18 protein-coding genes are annotated in these 14,520 nt (G+C 72.4%); 7 read left to right on the top strand and 11 right to left on the bottom strand.

Translation table 11 applies throughout. The annotated features are described in order from the left end of the window. Positions 1-77 precede the first annotated feature (77 nt). From MICAU_RS02995 to MICAU_RS02970, 6 genes are all read right to left on the bottom strand, one after another. Positions 78-959, bottom strand: coding sequence for a potassium-transporting ATPase subunit C (locus tag MICAU_RS02995; protein ID WP_013283803.1), 882 nt, complete (start codon positions 957-959; stop codon positions 78-80). Further along, complete coding sequence (gene kdpB, locus MICAU_RS02990) at positions 959-3,133, bottom strand: potassium-transporting ATPase subunit KdpB (protein ID WP_013283802.1); 2,175 nt, start codon at positions 3,131-3,133, stop codon at positions 959-961. Before kdpB ends, MICAU_RS02995 begins: the two co-directional genes overlap by 1 nt. A 20-nt stretch (positions 3,134-3,153) precedes the next feature. Then, on the bottom strand, positions 3,154-4,809 hold the full coding sequence (kdpA, locus tag MICAU_RS02985; protein WP_013283801.1) for a potassium-transporting ATPase subunit KdpA: 1,656 nt from the start codon (positions 4,807-4,809) through the stop codon (positions 3,154-3,156). Continuing rightward, complete coding sequence (gene kdpF, locus MICAU_RS02980; RefSeq protein ID WP_018785775.1) at positions 4,809-4,898, bottom strand: K(+)-transporting ATPase subunit F; 90 nt, start codon at positions 4,896-4,898, stop codon at positions 4,809-4,811. Before kdpF ends, kdpA begins: the two co-directional genes overlap by 1 nt. Before the next feature lie 184 nt (positions 4,899-5,082). Beyond that, positions 5,083-5,340 (bottom strand): hypothetical protein, encoded by a 258-nt coding sequence (locus MICAU_RS02975; RefSeq protein WP_013283800.1) that lies wholly within the window; start codon positions 5,338-5,340, stop codon positions 5,083-5,085. A gap of 22 nt (positions 5,341-5,362) precedes the next feature. Further along, positions 5,363-6,067 (bottom strand): GAF and ANTAR domain-containing protein, encoded by a 705-nt coding sequence (locus MICAU_RS02970; RefSeq protein ID WP_013283799.1) that lies wholly within the window; start codon positions 6,065-6,067, stop codon positions 5,363-5,365. Between the two features lie 197 nt (positions 6,068-6,264). On the opposite strand from MICAU_RS02970, the gene MICAU_RS02965 reads away from it, so the two are divergent. Then, positions 6,265-6,714, top strand: a complete 450-nt coding sequence (locus tag MICAU_RS02965; protein WP_013283798.1) for an STAS domain-containing protein — start codon at positions 6,265-6,267, stop codon at positions 6,712-6,714. A gap of 179 nt (positions 6,715-6,893) precedes the next feature. Beyond that, on the top strand, positions 6,894-7,604 hold the full coding sequence (locus MICAU_RS02960; protein WP_013283797.1) for a GAF and ANTAR domain-containing protein: 711 nt from the start codon (positions 6,894-6,896) through the stop codon (positions 7,602-7,604). 8 nt (positions 7,605-7,612) lie between these two features. On the opposite strand, the gene MICAU_RS02955 is transcribed toward MICAU_RS02960, so the two are convergent. Further along, positions 7,613-7,831 (bottom strand): hypothetical protein, encoded by a 219-nt coding sequence (locus tag MICAU_RS02955; RefSeq protein ID WP_013283796.1) that lies wholly within the window; start codon positions 7,829-7,831, stop codon positions 7,613-7,615. 84 nt (positions 7,832-7,915) lie between these two features. Between MICAU_RS02955 and MICAU_RS02950 the strand changes: the two genes are divergently transcribed. Both MICAU_RS02950 and MICAU_RS02945 read left to right on the top strand, forming a co-directional pair. Continuing rightward, the gene (locus MICAU_RS02950; RefSeq protein ID WP_013283795.1) at positions 7,916-8,671 is read left to right on the top strand and encodes an SAM-dependent methyltransferase; all 756 of its coding nucleotides are present in this window, start codon (positions 7,916-7,918) and stop codon (positions 8,669-8,671) included. A gap of 38 nt (positions 8,672-8,709) precedes the next feature. After that, positions 8,710-9,135: an ATP-binding protein gene (locus MICAU_RS02945; protein ID WP_013283794.1), complete on the top strand. Its 426-nt coding sequence runs from the start codon at positions 8,710-8,712 to the stop codon at positions 9,133-9,135. A gap of 20 nt (positions 9,136-9,155) precedes the next feature. Here the strand turns inward: MICAU_RS02945 and MICAU_RS02940 are convergent, their stop codons facing one another. Beyond that, positions 9,156-9,926: a DUF3152 domain-containing protein gene (locus tag MICAU_RS02940; RefSeq protein WP_013283793.1), complete on the bottom strand. Its 771-nt coding sequence runs from the start codon at positions 9,924-9,926 to the stop codon at positions 9,156-9,158. Positions 9,927-10,128: 202 nt separating this feature from the next. Between MICAU_RS02940 and MICAU_RS02935 the strand changes: the two genes are divergently transcribed. The 3 genes from MICAU_RS02935 (at position 10,129) to MICAU_RS02925 (ending at position 13,039) form a co-directional block, all read left to right on the top strand. Then, the gene (locus MICAU_RS02935) at positions 10,129-11,319 is read left to right on the top strand and encodes a DUF2786 domain-containing protein (protein WP_013283792.1); all 1,191 of its coding nucleotides are present in this window, start codon (positions 10,129-10,131) and stop codon (positions 11,317-11,319) included. Positions 11,320-11,420: 101 nt separating this feature from the next. Then, the gene (locus MICAU_RS02930) at positions 11,421-11,783 is read left to right on the top strand and encodes a YciI family protein (RefSeq protein ID WP_221489463.1); all 363 of its coding nucleotides are present in this window, start codon (positions 11,421-11,423) and stop codon (positions 11,781-11,783) included. Beyond that, a complete protein-coding gene (locus tag MICAU_RS02925; protein ID WP_013283790.1) occupies positions 11,780-13,039 on the top strand; it encodes an RNA polymerase sigma factor in 1,260 nt (419 codons plus the stop codon). The genes MICAU_RS02930 and MICAU_RS02925 overlap by 4 nt, the downstream gene beginning before the upstream one ends. A 10-nt stretch (positions 13,040-13,049) precedes the next feature. Here MICAU_RS02925 and MICAU_RS02920 read toward each other — a convergent pair whose 3' ends face one another. Genes MICAU_RS02920 through MICAU_RS02910 form a run of 3 tightly spaced genes read right to left on the bottom strand, consistent with a single transcriptional unit; the run spans position 13,050 to position 14,519 of the window. Next, positions 13,050-13,493, bottom strand: a complete 444-nt coding sequence (locus MICAU_RS02920) for a hypothetical protein (protein ID WP_013283789.1) — start codon at positions 13,491-13,493, stop codon at positions 13,050-13,052. A 15-nt stretch (positions 13,494-13,508) separates the two neighbouring features. Beyond that, positions 13,509-13,988, bottom strand: a complete 480-nt coding sequence (locus MICAU_RS02915; protein ID WP_013283788.1) for an EndoU domain-containing protein — start codon at positions 13,986-13,988, stop codon at positions 13,509-13,511. 36 nt (positions 13,989-14,024) lie between these two features. Then, the gene (locus MICAU_RS02910; RefSeq protein ID WP_013283787.1) at positions 14,025-14,519 is read right to left on the bottom strand and encodes a WXG100-like domain-containing protein; all 495 of its coding nucleotides are present in this window, start codon (positions 14,517-14,519) and stop codon (positions 14,025-14,027) included. Position 14,520 lies beyond the last annotated feature (1 nt).

Below are 14,520 nucleotides of genomic sequence, written 5' to 3'. Positions count from 1 at the left end.
CCCATCCTCCCCGAGTGGAAGGAAGGGCCCCCTGTTAACGCCTCGCGAGGTGAAGGGGGCCCTTCTTAACACTTCCGTCAGCGCGCCGGGAACGCCTCGTCCAGCGCCAGGTTGAGTTCCAGCACGTTCACACCGGGCTCGCCCATGAAGCCCAGCGCCCGGCCGGTGGTGTGCTCGGCGACCAGCCGCCGTACCGCCGCCGGGTCCGCGCCGCGCTCCCGCGCCACCCGGGCCACCTGGATCCGGGCGTACGCCGGGGAGATGTGCGGGTCGAGGCCGCTGCCGCTGGCGGTGACCGCGTCGGCCGGTACGGCCGGGCGCGCCGGGGCGTCCCCGCGTACCGGGGTGACGATGCCGCCCTCGGCCACGTAGTCGTGGCCGGGCTGCGCCGCCTCCACCGGCACGCCCTGCCAGATGGTGACGAACGGCGTCGCGGGCGCGGCCTGGTTGACGCTGACCACGCGGGTGATCGGGCCGGTGAGGCCGTCGGCGCGGAACACGGCGAGCACCGCGCCCACCCCGTCCGGCGTGCAGTACGGGCGCCGCCCGTCCACGCCGTCGAGGTCGCCGACCGCCTTGCTGCGGGCGCAGACCTGGGTGAGCAGGCTGTGCGCCGACGTCTCCTCGTCGCCGGTGAGCGTGTCCACCACGCTCTCCGGGCCGAGGTTGCCCGCCGCGGTGGCGGTCGGGTCGTAGCCGTCCCCGGCGGCCGACGGGCGGGACTGGAAGTAGCGCGGGACCGGGTTGCCGTCCGCGTCGGTGAACGACTGGCCGATCAGCAAGCTGCCGACGGTCCGGCCGCCGACGGTGAGCAGTGAACCGTCCGCCCTGCCGTCGAGGCCGGGGAGCCGGCCGACGGCGACCAGAGCGAGCGGGTAGACCAGGCCGAGCAGCACGGTGAAGACGAGCACCGCGCGCAGGGCGGCCAGGTGCTGGGAGAGCCAACTGGGAAGGCGCATCACGAGATCCCCGGGACGAACTGGACGAGCAGGTCGATGAGCTTGATGCCGACGAACGGCACCACGATGCCGCCGAGGCCGTAGAGCCACAGGTTGCGGCGCAGCAGCGTCGAGGCGCTGGCCGGGCGGTAACGCACGCCGCGCAGGGCCAGCGGGATCAACGCCACGATGACCATCGCGTTGAAGACGACGGCGGAGAGGATCGCCGACTCTGGGCTGGCCAGGCGCATGATGTTGAGCCGGTCCAGCGACGGGTAGATGCCGGCGAACATGGCCGGGATGATCGCGAAGTACTTCGCGATGTCGTTGGCGATGCTGAACGTCGTCAGCGCACCCCGGGTGATCAGCAACTGCTTGCCGATCTCCACGATCTCGATCAGCTTGGTCGGGTCGGAGTCGAGGTCGACCATGTTGCCGGCCTCCTTCGCGGCCGACGTGCCGGTGTTCATGGCGACGCCGACGTCCGCCTGGGCCAGCGCGGGCGCGTCGTTGGTGCCGTCGCCGGTCATGGCGACGAGCCGGCCGCCCTCCTGCTCCTTCTTGATCAGCGCGAGCTTGTCCTCCGGCGTGGCCTCGGCGAGGAAGTCGTCCACGCCCGCCTCGTCGGCGATCGCCTTCGCGGTACGCGGGTTGTCACCGGTGATCATCACGGTGCGGATGCCCATCCGGCGCATCTCGTCGAAGCGCTCCCGCATCCCGGCCTTCACCACGTCCTTGAGGTGGATGACGCCGAGCGCCCGGGCCGGTTCCCCGGCCACGTGCTCGGCCACCACGAGCGGCGTGCCGCCGGTGCCGCTGATCCCGTCGACCAGTTCACCGACCTGTTCGGTCGGGTGGCCGCCGTTGTCGCGTACCCACTTCATCACCGCGGCGGCCGCGCCCTTGCGGACGTGCCGGACGCCCCCGTCGGCGTCGAGGTCGACGCCGCTCATCCGGGTCTGCGCGGTGAACGGCACGAACGTGGCGTGCGGGATGAGACCGGGCTCGCGCTCGCGCAGCCCGTACTCGTTCTTCGCGAGCACCACCACCGAGCGGCCCTCGGGGGTCTCGTCGGCCAGGCTGGACAGCTGCGCCGCGTCGGCGAGCGTGGCCGCGTCCACGCCGGTCACCGGCAGGAACTCGGCGGCCTGCCGGTTGCCGAGCGTGATCGTGCCGGTCTTGTCCAGCAGCAGCGTGTTGACGTCGCCCGCCGCCTCGACCGCCCGGCCGCTCATCGCCAGCACGTTGCGCTGCACGAGCCGGTCCATGCCGGCGATGCCGATCGCGGACAGCAGCGCGCCGATGGTGGTCGGGATGAGACAGACCAGCAGGGACACGAGGACGACGCCGGTGACGCCGGAGTCGGTGATCGCCGCGGTGTCGGGCGCGGCGGCCTGGTAACCCTTGGCGAAGATCGCCATGGGCTGGAGCGTGACGACGGCGAGCAGGAAGATGATCGTCAGCGCGGCCAGCAGGATGTTCAGCGCGATCTCGTTCGGCGTCTTCTGCCGGTTGGCGCCCTCGACCAGCGCGATCATCCGGTCGATGAAGCTCTCGCCCGGCTTCTGGGTGATCCGGACGACGATCCGGTCGGAGAGGACCCGGGTGCCGCCGGTGACCGCGCTGCGGTCGCCGCCGGACTCCCGGATCACCGGGGCGGACTCGCCGGTGATCGCCGACTCGTCGACGCTGGCGATGCCCTCCACCACGTCGCCGTCACCGGGGATGACCTGCCCGGCCTCGACCAGGACGACGTCACCCTGCCGCAGTTGCGGCGCGGGCACCGCCTCGTCCCGGTACGCGTTCGCGGCGGCACCGGGCGTCCAGCCGACCAGGCGGGTGGCGATGGTGTCCTGCTTGGCCCGGCGCAGCGTGTCGGCCTGGGCCTTGCCGCGTCCCTCGGCGACCGCCTCGGCCAGGTTCGCGAAGATCACGGTCAGCCAGAGCCAGACGGTGATCGCGACCGCGAAGACCGACGGGTCGGCGACCGCGAGCACAGTGGTAAACAGCGCGCCGATCTCCACGATCAGCATCACCGGGTTGCGCCACAGGGTGCGCGGGTCGAGCTTGCGCAGCGCCTCCGGCAACGACCGGAGCAACTGGCGAGGGTCGAGCAGTCCGCCGCCGACCCGGTCCTCCCGGCGGCCCGGCGTGCCCGGAGCCGGCGCGTCGGCGGTCTGCACAGGTGCGGTCATGTCCTTGTCTCTCATGGTTGTCACAGCCCTTCGGCCAGCGGGCCGAGCGCGAGTGCGGGAAGGAAGGTGAGCGCGACGAGGACCACCGTGACGCCGACGACCATGCCGACGAACAGCGGCCGGTGGGTCGGCAGGGTGCCCTCGGAGGCGGGTGTGGGTTGCTGGCGGGCCAGCGAGCCGGCCAGCGCGAGCACGAAGATGATCGGCAGGAACCGGCCGAGCAGCATGCAGAGCCCGAGCGCGGTGTTCCACCACTGTGTGTTCACGGTGATGCCGGCGAACGCGGAGCCGTTGTTGTTGCTGGCCGAGGTGAACGCGTAGAGCACTTCGGACAGTCCGTGCGGCCCGACGTTCAGCGCCGTCGAGGCGTTGCCGGTGGCGAACGCGGCGGCGGTGCCGGTGAGCACCAGCGCCGGGGTGATCAGGAAGTACATCGAGGCGAACTTGATCTCGCGCGAGCCGATCTTCTTGCCCAGGTACTCCGGGGTGCGCCCGACCATCAGCCCGGCAACGAACACCGTGATCACCGCGAGGATCAGCAGCCCGTACAGACCGGCGCCGACCCCACCGGGGGCGACCTCGCCGAGCATCATGTTGCCGAGCGTCATCATCCCGCCCAGCGCCGTGTACGAGTCGTGGAACGAGTTGACGGCGCCGGTCGAGGTGAGCGTGGTGGCCGCCGCGAACGTGGCCGAGTTCGACACGTCGAAGCGCACCTCCTTGCCCTCCAGCGCCGCACCGACCGCCTGCGGCACCGTGCCGTCGCCGGTCAGCTCGAAGACGTTGGTGAGGGTGATGCCGGCGAGCGCCAGGATCGCCATGACGGCGACGATCGCGTAGCCCTGCCGCTTCTGCCCCACCATCCGGCCGAAGACCCGGGGCAGGCTGAACGGGATCACCAGGATCAGGAAGATCTCCAGCCAGTTCGTCCACGCGGTCGGGTTCTCGAACGGGTGGGCGCTGTTGACGTTGTAGAAGCCGCCGCCGTTGGTGCCCAGCTCCTTGATGACCTCCTGGCTCGCCACCGGCCCGCCGGTGACGGTCTGGGTGCCGCCGGTCAGCGTGGTCACCTCGGTGCCGCCGGACAGGTTCTGCACCACGCCGCCGAGCATCAGGGCGAGCGCGCCGAGCACCGCGATCGGCAGCAGGATCCGCAGCGTGACCCGGGTCAGGTCGACCCAGAAGTTGCCCAGCTCGCCGGTGCGGCTGCGGGCGAAGCCCCGGACCAGCGCCACCGCCACGGCGATGCCGACGGCGGCCGAGACGAAGTTCTGCACCGCCAGGCCGGCCATCTGCACCAGGTGGCCCATCGTCGACTCACCCGAGTACCACTGCCAGTTCGTGTTGGTCACGAACGACACAGCGGTGTTCCAAGCACCGTGCGGCACCACCGGGTCGAGTCCGAGCGAGAGCCACAGGTGGTTCTGCAGGCGCTGGAACGCGTACAGGAACAGCAGGGAGACGGCCGAGAAGGCCAGCACCGAGCGCGCGTACACGCCCCAGGTCTGCTCGGCGACCGGATTGACCCCGACCAGGCGGTAGATCCCCCGCTCGACCCGGGACGACCGGGTTCCGGCGACCACGCGGTGCATGTAGTCGCCGAACAGCCGGTGCACGGCGACGAGCGCCGCCACCAGCGACAGGACGAAGAGCACGCCGGCTGTCGTCATGCTCATCAGAAGCGCTCCGGGAACAGCAGGGCGGCGACCAGGAACACGCCCAGGCCGATCGCCAGCACCAGGCCGACGGCGTTGACGGCGCTCACAGCTTCTCCACGCCCCTCACCACGAGGGCGAGAGCCGCGAACAGCCCCACCGTCAGCAACACGAACAGCACGTCAGACACGGCTGATCTCTCCTAGCGGAAGATGTCCTCGCGACCGCCTCCCGGCCGCGCCGGGCAATCACAGCGCCGTATCCGCCGGACGGACAGGGGTCTTGACGCGACCATCACGCGCGGCCGCGGTTTCTTGACGCGCTTTTCACGCCGCCTCCGCGGCCGGTGATCCGGGTCACCGGACGGGCCTCGACGCCGATCGACCGGAGGTGCCGGTACCCGGCGCCGAGCACCGCGGCGAACCCGATCGGCACGGCCCGGGACCAGGCGTCACCCGGGCCGGTCAGCTCGCCGTAGCGGTGCGCGAGGAACCCGACGAAGACCGCCGCACCCAGCGCGGCCACCGCCGCGACCGCGCGCAGGTCGGCCACCGCGAGCGGCGAGGCGCGGACCTCAGCGGGCGGCGGCGCGGGAGACGAGCGCCTCGGCCACCTCGCGCAGCTTGCGGTTGGAGTCCTGGGAGAGCTTGGCGAGCAGCGTGAACGCCTCCTCGGCGGAGCAGCGCCGCTGGCCCATGATGATGCCCTTGGCCTGCTCGATCACCGCCCGGCTGCGCATCGCCTCCTGCATCTGCCGGGCCAGCGTCGCGGTGCTCTCGTAGAGGTGCGCGTTGGCGAGCGCCACCGCCGCGTACGCCGCGAACTCCTCCGCCAGCTCGATCGACGACTTGTCGAACGCGCGCGGCGCGCCGCCGTGGATGTTCAGTGCCCCGGTGACCGCCTCCTGGATCGGCAACCCGATCGACAGCGAGCTCTGCACGCCCGCCGCCCGGGCCCGTGCGGCCCAGCCCGGCCAGCGCGGCTCGTCGGCCAGATCGGGCAGGCAAATGCTCACCGCGCTCATCGAGGCGTCCAGGCAGGGGCCGTCGTCGTGCGCGTACTGCCACTCGTCGAGGCTGCGGGCCAGGTCGCTGGTGTAGGCGATGGCCCGGTTCGCGCCCGCCTGCACCAGGGAGACGGACACGTGCGCGCTGCCCGGGACCGCCCGGTTCGCCAGTTCGGCGACACGTGCCAGGACGTCGTCGAGCGCCACCTCGTCGAGCCGGATCCGGCTCAGCTCCGCGAGGGCGTCGGCGGGTTCCATGCTGGCGGATTCCATCCTCGTGTCCTGTCCTGGCGGGGTCATCGGCGTCTGTCGTTCCGCTGACGGTACCCGGCACGGGCGGGTCCGAACGCCTCCCACGCTGCGATGTCCACCCGGTCGACGTATCGTCGGGTACGGGTCAAGACATGTGCCCTCCCTGCTCGCGGCGTGCCTCGCCGCGGGCTTCCTCAATCGGTGAGGTCGGAGGTGACATGTCGGACGAACGGCCGGTCTTCGGCTGTCATGACGTCCCCACGGCGTCCGGGGCGTTCCGCCGGGACGAGCCGATCATGTGGCTGAGCTGCGACGCAGGCGTGGACATGACATGGATCTCGGTGGCCGGCGAGGTGGACCTCAGCAACGCGCACCTGCTCACCGAACTCGTGGAGTCCGCTGTCGCCGCGCCCGCCCCGCTCGTGGTGATCGACCTCGCGGAGGTCAGCTTCTTCGGCGCGTACGGCACGAGCGCGCTGGTGCTGGCGCAGCGGATGCTCACCCGGCACGGGCGGCGGCTGGTCCTGCACCGGCCCTCCCCGGTGGTCCGGCGCGTCCTCGGCGTCACCGGCACGCTCACCGCGTTCGAGGTCGTCGATCGGCCCGCGTTGCCGGCCGCCGGCGACGGGTCGGCACGTCCCGTCGTACCCACCCGCTCCGGGTCGTAGAGTTGTCCCGGTAGTCGACGTCCCGTCGGGGGCGTCACGAACGAGCGTCAAGAAGCGGCGCAGGTCCCGATCCATGCCGGAATCGGGATGCTGGTCCGTCACCACGGGCCGATCCCCGTCACCAGCCGTCCCGGCCTACCGGGCCGACGGCGTCGCTTCGCACAAGGACGTCACAGCTCATGCCGCAGGCCCACCCCGACCTCGCCGCTGCCTTGATCAGACTCGGCCGGATCAAGTACGACGAAGTCGACCTCGACGTGGTGTTGTCGACCATCGCCCAGGTCGCCAAGGACACCCTGCCCGGTACCGCCGAGGTGTCGGTCACCCTGGTGCAGGGCACGGAGGCGCACACCGCCGCGTACACCGGTGAGCTGGCGCTGACGCTCGACGAGTGGCAGTACGCGCAGGGCCGCGGCCCGTGCCTGGACGCCGCCACCACCGGCACCGCCATGCTGGTGCCGGACATGGCGGCGGAGAGCCGCTGGCCGGAGTGGGCGGCCCGGGCGCACGCGGCGGGCGCGGCCAGTTCGCTGTCGATCGGCCTGCCCATCCAGGAGGCGATGGTCGGCGCGCTGAACATCTACGGCGCATCGCCCGGCGTCCTGGACCGCCAGGTCGAGCTGGCGCAGACGCTGGCCGGGTACGCCGCCATCGCGCTCGCCAACGTCCACCTCTACGAGAGCACGGCGACGCTGGCGCAGCAGATGCAGGAGGCGATGCAGAGCCGGGCCGTGATCGAGCAGGCGAAGGGCATCATCATGGGGCAGCGGCGCTGCTCGGCCGACGAGGCGTTCGCCATCCTGGCCCGGGTGTCCCAGGACTCCAACCGCAAGCTGCGTGAGGTCGCCGAGTCACTCGTCGATCGCGCGGTGCACGGGCCTCGTGACTGAGCGTGAGGTCAGCGCGGCATCTCGCGCCAGCCGGAACCGCTCGCGCGCCATGCCCCGGCCAGGATCGTCGCCGAGCCGCGGCTCGGGCACTGCTGGATCCGGGACCGGCCGCTCGCCCCGCCGATCTGCGCCTGGACCTGCCACTGGCTTCCGTCGGTACGGATGTAGACGTCGCGCCGACCGCGAGGGTTGCTGACGCCGTTCCACCAGTGTTCCTCGACCACCATGCGGTGACCGTACCTCAGGAGACCCGGACCGGCCCAGACCGGAATTCCGTTGCTCCGCGTGACCGGGCGGCGCACCCTCCACGAATGACCCCACCGGACCTGCCGCGCCAGTTCACCATTCGCGAAGGCGAGCTGCGCATCCTCAACCCGTTCGACGACGTCAAGCTGGCCACGCTGGGCCGGGCGATCCGGCTGCGGCCCGGCGACGAGCTGCTCGACCTGTGCAGCGGAAAGGGCGAATTGCTCTGCACCTGGGCCCGTGACCACGGGATCACCGGCACCGGGGTCGACATCAGCACCGCCTTCACCGCCGCCGCCCGGCAGCGCGCCGCCGAACTCGGCGTGGCCGGCCGGGTACGTTTCGTGCACGACGACGCCGCGGCGTACACCCCGGAGCGGCCGGTCGACGTGGCCGCCTGCGTCGGCGCGACCTGGATCGGCGGCGGGGTGCCCGGGACGCTGGAACTGCTCGACCGGGCGCTGCGGCCGGGCGGCATGGCGATCGTCGGCGAGCCCTACTGGCGGCGTGACCCGCCCGACGACGAGGCCGTCACCGGCTCGCACGCCCGGTCCCGCGACGAGTTCAAGGATCTGCCCGGCCTGGTCGAGTCGTTCGGAGAGTGCGGCTGGGACCTGGTCGAGATGGTCCTCGCCGACCAGGACAGCTGGGACCGGTACGCCGCCTCGCACTGGCTGAACCTGCGCCGCTGGCTGGACGCCAATCCGGACGACGAACTGGCCCCGGAGCTGCGGCGGGAGCTGACCGAGGACCCGGTGCGGTACGTCCGTTTCCAGCGCGAGTATCTGGGGTGGGGCGTGTTCGCACTGCTGCGGCGCTGACCTGCTTAGCGAACGGCTACGCAGGGTAAAGACAGATCATGGGACAGTTGCGCACCTCGCCGCCGCCGCCGCAGGCCTCAGAGCTGGAGCGGTGGGTGCTGGACAGTCCCGAGGATCTGCGCGGCCTGCGCGCCTCCCTACGCGACGCGCTGAACCGGCACGGCCTGGTGCAGGGTGCGGACCTCGACGAGGTGCCGCACCTGGTCGTGCTGGTCGCCACCGAGCTGGCCAGCAACGCGCTGCGGCACGGTCGCCCGCCCACCATCATCACGCTGCTCGCCACCGACGACCGGTTCCTGCTCGACGTGGCCGACCACGACGTCAGTTCGGTGCCGGAGCTGACCGACATCCACCCGATGGACTCGGGCGGGCGAGGGCTGTTCCTGGCCCAGTCGGTCTCGCTCGACGTCGGCTGGTACGGCACCGAGAAGACCAAGAACATCTGGGCCTCGTTCTCCCGGTGACGACCCGGCCGACCGGTCGCTCAGCGGTCCCCGGCCGGGATCGGGTCGTCGTACTGGCCGGACGGCCCGGCCAGCGGTTCGCCGCCCACCAGCGGCCACGGGTTCGGGGTGCAGCCGTGCAGGCCGAGCGTCTGCTGCACCATGACCGGCGCCGGGCCGCCGGCCCGGGGGCAGCGCTCGTGCCCGCGGCCCAGCCGGTGGCCGACCTCGTGGTTGAGCAGGTACTGCCGGTAGCGGGAGAGATCGGTCACGTGCGGCACCCCGTACACCCAGCGGGCCACGTTGATCACCACCTGGTCGCCGTTGCGGCAGGACGTGTAGCGGTCACTCGGGTCGCCGCAGAGCCGCCCCCGGGTGACAGGCGTGGTGAGCAGCACCGTGAAGTCGGCCGGGTCGTCGCGGCCCACCCGTTGCAGCCGCCACCGGCCGTCGCCGGTCCAGCCGCGCCGGTCGGCGAGGGTGGCGGCGACGTCCCGGGCGAACCGCTCCACGTCCACGTTGCGGATGCCGTCCTCCACCGCGACCCGGTAGCGCAGCAGCTCACCGGAGCGGCCGGCGACCGCGCCGACCGTGTCGGCGGTGCGGAACGTGCCGTCGCCCCGGGCCGGGTAGCCGATGCCGGGGGCCACCCGGCCGGCCGCCGGGACCGGCGTCGGCGCGGCGCGGGCGCCCGCTGGGGGCGCGCTCGGTGCCGCCGCCGGCACGGTCCGCCGCACCTCGATGCGGTCCAGCAGGTCCGGGTGCCGCGCGGCGTACCCGCCGGCGGCGAGCACGGCCCCGACCAGGACCACCGCCAGGAACCGCCCTGATCGCGATCTCCGCCGCCGGTGCAGCCCCCGCTCGTGCCCGCCGACGTCGATCTCCGTCCGTCGCGCCGCCCCGCTCCGGGCAGGAGTACGGACGCCGGGCCCGGACGGTTGAACGGGCGGGCCGGGTACCGTCGGTGCCGGGGTGGGCGACCTGCCGCCTGTCGGAGTCCAGGGAGAGCCACCCGTGTCACCAGCCGAGCGACTGCTCGACGCCGCCGTCGCGACCACGCGCGGCACCGACGTACGCGAAGCCGAGCGAGCCCTCGACGGGCTCGTCGTGGCCGACGGCGCGGCGGTGGACGCGGCGCTGCTCGCCCGGCTCACGCGCGACGTGGGCCGGCTCTGGCCGCGGGGCTGGCAGCCCGCCGACCTGGACCGGCTCGCCACCCGGCGGCTCACGCCGCGCGGCGCCCGGCTGCTGCGCGACGTCATGGCCGCGCAGCGGCGCACCCTGCCCGCGCCGGTACCGGCCTGGTTCGACGACCAGCTCACCGGCACGGGCGCCCGCTGGGACGACGACGCGGGCTGGCTGGACCGGCGCGCCGACGGGGACCGGATCACCGCGCTGCGGGACGCGGTCGACGCGGCCGTCCTGGTGGCGGGGCTTCCGCCGGTCGCGGCGCTCCGGCCGCCGCCCGGCTCGGCCGGTACCGCCCTGGCCGCCGCGACACCGAGCGGTTCCCGGATGCTCGACCGGGTACGCGCACTGCTGGCGAAGGCCGAGTCGACCGGCTACCCGGCCGAGGCGGAGGCGTTCACCGCGAAGGCGCAGGAGCTGATGGCCCGGCACAGCATCGACGCGGCGCTGCTCGACGCCGGGGCCGAGCGGTCCGGCGGCCCGGGCGGCGTGCGGATCGGCGTCGACGCCCCGTACGCGGCCGCGAAGGCACTGCTGATCCAGGAGGTGGCGGCGGCGAACCGGTGCGAGTCGGTCTGGTCCGACGACCTGGGCTTCGCCACAGTGCTCGGTTTCCCGGCCGACCTGGCGGCTGTCGAGCTGCTGCACACCTCGCTGCTCGTGCAGGCCACCGCCGCGATGCTGCGCGGCCGGGGCGAACGCGGCAGGGCCGGCGGGCGGCGCACCAAGGGCTACGACGAGTCGTTCCTCAACGCGTTCGCGCTGCGGATCGGCGACCGGCTGCGGGAGGCGAGCGCGGCGGCGGCCGAGGAACTCGACGACGACCGGCTGCTGCCGGTGCTCGCGGCCCGCTCGGATGCCGTCCGGGAACGCGTCGACCAGCTCTTTCCGGGCACCACCCGGCACCGCCTCCAGGTGCGTGACGAGCAGGGCTGGGTCTCCGGCACCAGCGCCGCCGACCGGGCCTCGCTCGACCCGGGCCGCCCGGCACGCCGTCCGCTGCGCGGGGGCCGCTGACCTTTCCCGGGGGATGATGTCGGATCGGGCGGACCGGCTCCGACCCGTCTGCGAGGCGCCACCGCCGGTGGCCCGCACCCGAGGAGTGCACCGTGAAGTACATGCTGCTGATCTGGAACCGGCCCGGCTTCGTGGAGGAGCTTTCCGAGGCGGAACGCACAGCCGTCTTCGGTGAGGTCGACGAGATCATGAAGGAGCTGACCGAGTCCGGCGAGCTGGTCGGCGGCGAGGCGCTCGCTCACCCCTCGCAGACCCGTACGGCCCGTCCGGCCGCCGGTGGCGGCGTCGAGGTCACCGACGGGCCGTTCATGGAGAGCAAGGAGCAGTTCGCCGGCTACCTGACTGTCGACTGCGAGACCCCGGAGCGGGCCGCCGAGATCGCCGCGCGCTGGCCTGACGTACGGCACGGTTTCGGCGTACTGGAGGTGCGCGCGGTGATGGAACAGGCCGGGACGGAGATGTGACAGCAACCGTGGTCGAGGACCTGCTGCGTACGCTCGCGCCGCAGGTCCTCGGCGTGCTCGTCCGCCGCCACGGCCAGTTCTACGCCTGCGAGGACGCCGTGCAGGAGGCGCTGCTCGCCGCCGCCGTGCAGTGGCCGGAACAGGGCTTGCCGGACCGTCCCCGCTCCTGGCTGGTCACAGTCGCCACCCGGCGGCTCACCGACGAGTGGCGCAGCGAGCACGCCCGCCGGGAACGCGAGGTGGCGGTGGCGGTCCGGCAGCCCGCGTACGCGACTGTCGCCCCGCCCGCCGACGAGGATCCGCCCAGCGGGGACGACACGCTGCGGCTGCTGCTCCTCTGCTGCCATCCGGCGTTGCCGGTCAGCGGGCAGGTGGCGCTCACGCTGCGTGCCGTGGGCGGGTTGAGCACCGCCGAGATCGCCCGCGCGTACCTGGTGCCGGAGGCGACGATGAGCCAGCGGATCCGCAGGGCGAAGCAGCGGATCGAGGCGTCCGGCGCGCGTTTCACGCTGCCGTCCCCGGCGGACCGGGACGAACGGCTCGCTGCCGTGCTGCGGGTGCTCTACCTGGTCTTCAACGAGGGTTACACCGCGTCCAGCGGCGAGGCGCTGCACCGGGCCGAGCTGACCGGAGAGGCGATCCGGCTGACCCGGGAGCTGCGCCGGCTGCTCCCGGACGACGGCGAGGTGGCCGGGTTGCTGGCGCTGATGCTGCTCACCGACGCGCACCGGGCCGCCCGTACCGGGCCGGACGGTGAGCTGGTGCCGCTGGCGGAGCAGGACCGCAGCCGATGGGACCGGGACGCCGTCGCCGAGGGGGTGGCGTTGGTGACCGAGGCGCTCACCTGGTCGGCGCCGGGGCCGTACCAGGTGCAGGCGGCCATCGCCGCGGTCCACGCGGAGGCGCCCGCCGCCGAGGACACCGACTGGCGGCAGATCGTCGCGCTCTACCGGGTGCTCGCGCGGGTCGCGCCGAACCCGATGGTCACGCTCAACCAGGCCGTCGCCGTGGCCATGGTGGACGGCCCGCGTGCCGGGCTGTCGCTGCTGGCCACGCTCGACGCCGACGACCGGACCGCGGGCCACCACCGGCTCGCCGCCGTCCGCGCGCATCTGCTCGACATGGCCGGTGACCGTACGGAGGCCCGGGCCGCGTACCTGGCCGCCGCGCGGGCCACCACGAGCCTGCCGGAGCGGCGTTATCTGGAGGTACGCGCCGCGCGCCTGGCCGGCGACAGCGGAGACCGGCCGGGCTGACCGGCGAGGATCAGAACAACCGTCCCCGGTACGGATGCGGCCGGCCCCACCGCTCCTCCCACTGGAGCAGTTCCGCCTGCCATCGCGGCAGGTCGGGCCGGTATTCGCGGATCAGTTCACGGTTCTCCGGGCGGCCGGCCAGGAACCGCCAGTAGGACTCGACCGCCTCGCGGGTCTCGTCCAGCGAGTAGCGGCCCCGCTCGTCCGCGACCCACTCGTTGACGAACTCGACGCCGGTGGGGGCGAAACTGACCTCGTACTTGTCGCTGTCCCACCCCTCGTCGAGCGGACGGCCGTTCGCCACGTCGTCGATCATCTGCAGGGCGTCCAGGCATGCCGAGTAGGAGACGGAGACGTCGGTGATCAGCCACGCGCCGAGAGCCCGATAGCGCTGATCGGTCACGTTGAACAGCGGGAGCCGGTACTCATCGACGGAGAAACTGATGAACGCCAACGGAAGTCCTCTGGATCATGGGATGACGACCGGCCATCCGTGGGTGAAGCCGCCCGAGCCATTGTAGAAACCCTCGATCACCAGGCCCTTGTGAGTGCCACGCCACATGCTGGTGCCGGGCACCGGCTTCGCATTCTGGAAGGCGCCGGTGATGGCGTTGTCGACCTGGGCCGGCGTCCAGTCGTCGGGGAAGAACGAGCTTTCCCCGCCGTTGCCCTTCTTCGGCTTCCAGGCCCCGTGCGGCGGGTTCAGCGTCGGATCGAAGAACTCCGGTTTGGCGGTGTAGGCCCCGGTCTTGGGATCCTTGACGACACTGCCGGGCTGAAGCCGGCGACCGGGGAAGTCCTCACCGCCGGGCCGGTAGTGGTAGCCCGACCCCTTGGGCATGCCCGGCTTCACGTGGCCGCCCATCACGTGCTCGGTGAAGTGCGGGTTCATCCGGTCGGGCCGGTTACGCGTCTTCGTCCGCTTGAGAAAGCGCAAGGCGGCGCGCATCAACCGGCCGCCTGCTCTACCCCCGCCCATGTCACCTCACCCGTCGACGAGTTTCCAGAGGGCTTCCTGGACGAGGTTGCCGACGATGGTCCGGGCCAGCGCATGGAAGATCGGGATCTCCAGCAGCGAGGCACCGAAGGTGACAGCCGCGGTGGCGATCGCCTGGGCGATCTGGATGGCCAGGACGACCAGTTGCACGATGACGGCGACCTTGAGGGCGAGCACGATCGCGCCGCAGATGATCAGGCCGGTCCCGGTCAGGACGGCGGCGGTGACACCGTCGCGCAGGCTGTCGGCCGGGCTGTCCTCCTTGTTCCACCAGCTCTGGAACGCGGTGATGTCCTGACCGGTGTGCTGGGTCCAGACCGTCGCGGCGCCGGTGTTCGCCTCGGTGACCACGCCGGAGAGGGTGCCGGAGAACCCGATCCAGGCGTTGCCCATCTCGAAGAGTTTGGTCTCGTCCGCCTCGGGCCAGGTGTAGCCGAGGACGCCGAGCAGCGACCGCAGCTCGCCGGGTAGCTCCATGCCCATG

This window comes from Micromonospora aurantiaca ATCC 27029, assembly GCF_000145235.1.
GTDB classification, from domain to species: Bacteria; Actinomycetota; Actinomycetes; order Mycobacteriales; family Micromonosporaceae; genus Micromonospora; species Micromonospora aurantiaca.
The sequence above is the reverse complement of the archived record's forward strand: the minus strand, read 5'-3'. Positions and strand labels throughout refer to the sequence as shown.

Excerpts from the sequence above, each read along its gene's own strand:
- MICAU_RS02995 (WP_013283803.1), bottom strand. The coding sequence starts at position 959 with ATGCGCCTTCCCAGTTGGCTCTCCCAGCACCTGGCCGCCCTGCGCGCG.
- kdpB (WP_013283802.1), bottom strand. The coding sequence starts at position 3,133 with ATGACCGCACCTGTGCAGACCGCCGACGCGCCGGCTCCGGGCACGCCG.
- kdpA (WP_013283801.1), bottom strand. The coding sequence starts at position 4,809 with ATGAGCATGACGACAGCCGGCGTGCTCTTCGTCCTGTCGCTGGTGGCG.
- MICAU_RS02970 (WP_013283799.1), bottom strand. The coding sequence starts at position 6,067 with ATGGAATCCGCCAGCATGGAACCCGCCGACGCCCTCGCGGAGCTGAGC.
- MICAU_RS02965 (WP_013283798.1), top strand. The coding sequence starts at position 6,265 with ATGTCGGACGAACGGCCGGTCTTCGGCTGTCATGACGTCCCCACGGCG.
- MICAU_RS02960 (WP_013283797.1), top strand. The coding sequence starts at position 6,894 with ATGCCGCAGGCCCACCCCGACCTCGCCGCTGCCTTGATCAGACTCGGC.
- MICAU_RS02955 (WP_013283796.1), bottom strand. The coding sequence starts at position 7,831 with ATGGTGGTCGAGGAACACTGGTGGAACGGCGTCAGCAACCCTCGCGGT.
- MICAU_RS02950 (WP_013283795.1), top strand. The coding sequence starts at position 7,916 with ATGACCCCACCGGACCTGCCGCGCCAGTTCACCATTCGCGAAGGCGAG.
- MICAU_RS02945 (WP_013283794.1), top strand. The coding sequence starts at position 8,710 with ATGGGACAGTTGCGCACCTCGCCGCCGCCGCCGCAGGCCTCAGAGCTG.
- MICAU_RS02930 (WP_221489463.1), top strand. The coding sequence starts at position 11,421 with ATGCTGCTGATCTGGAACCGGCCCGGCTTCGTGGAGGAGCTTTCCGAG.
- MICAU_RS02915 (WP_013283788.1), bottom strand. The coding sequence starts at position 13,988 with ATGCGCGCCGCCTTGCGCTTTCTCAAGCGGACGAAGACGCGTAACCGG.
- MICAU_RS02910 (WP_013283787.1), bottom strand. The coding sequence starts at position 14,519 with ATGGGCATGGAGCTACCCGGCGAGCTGCGGTCGCTGCTCGGCGTCCTC.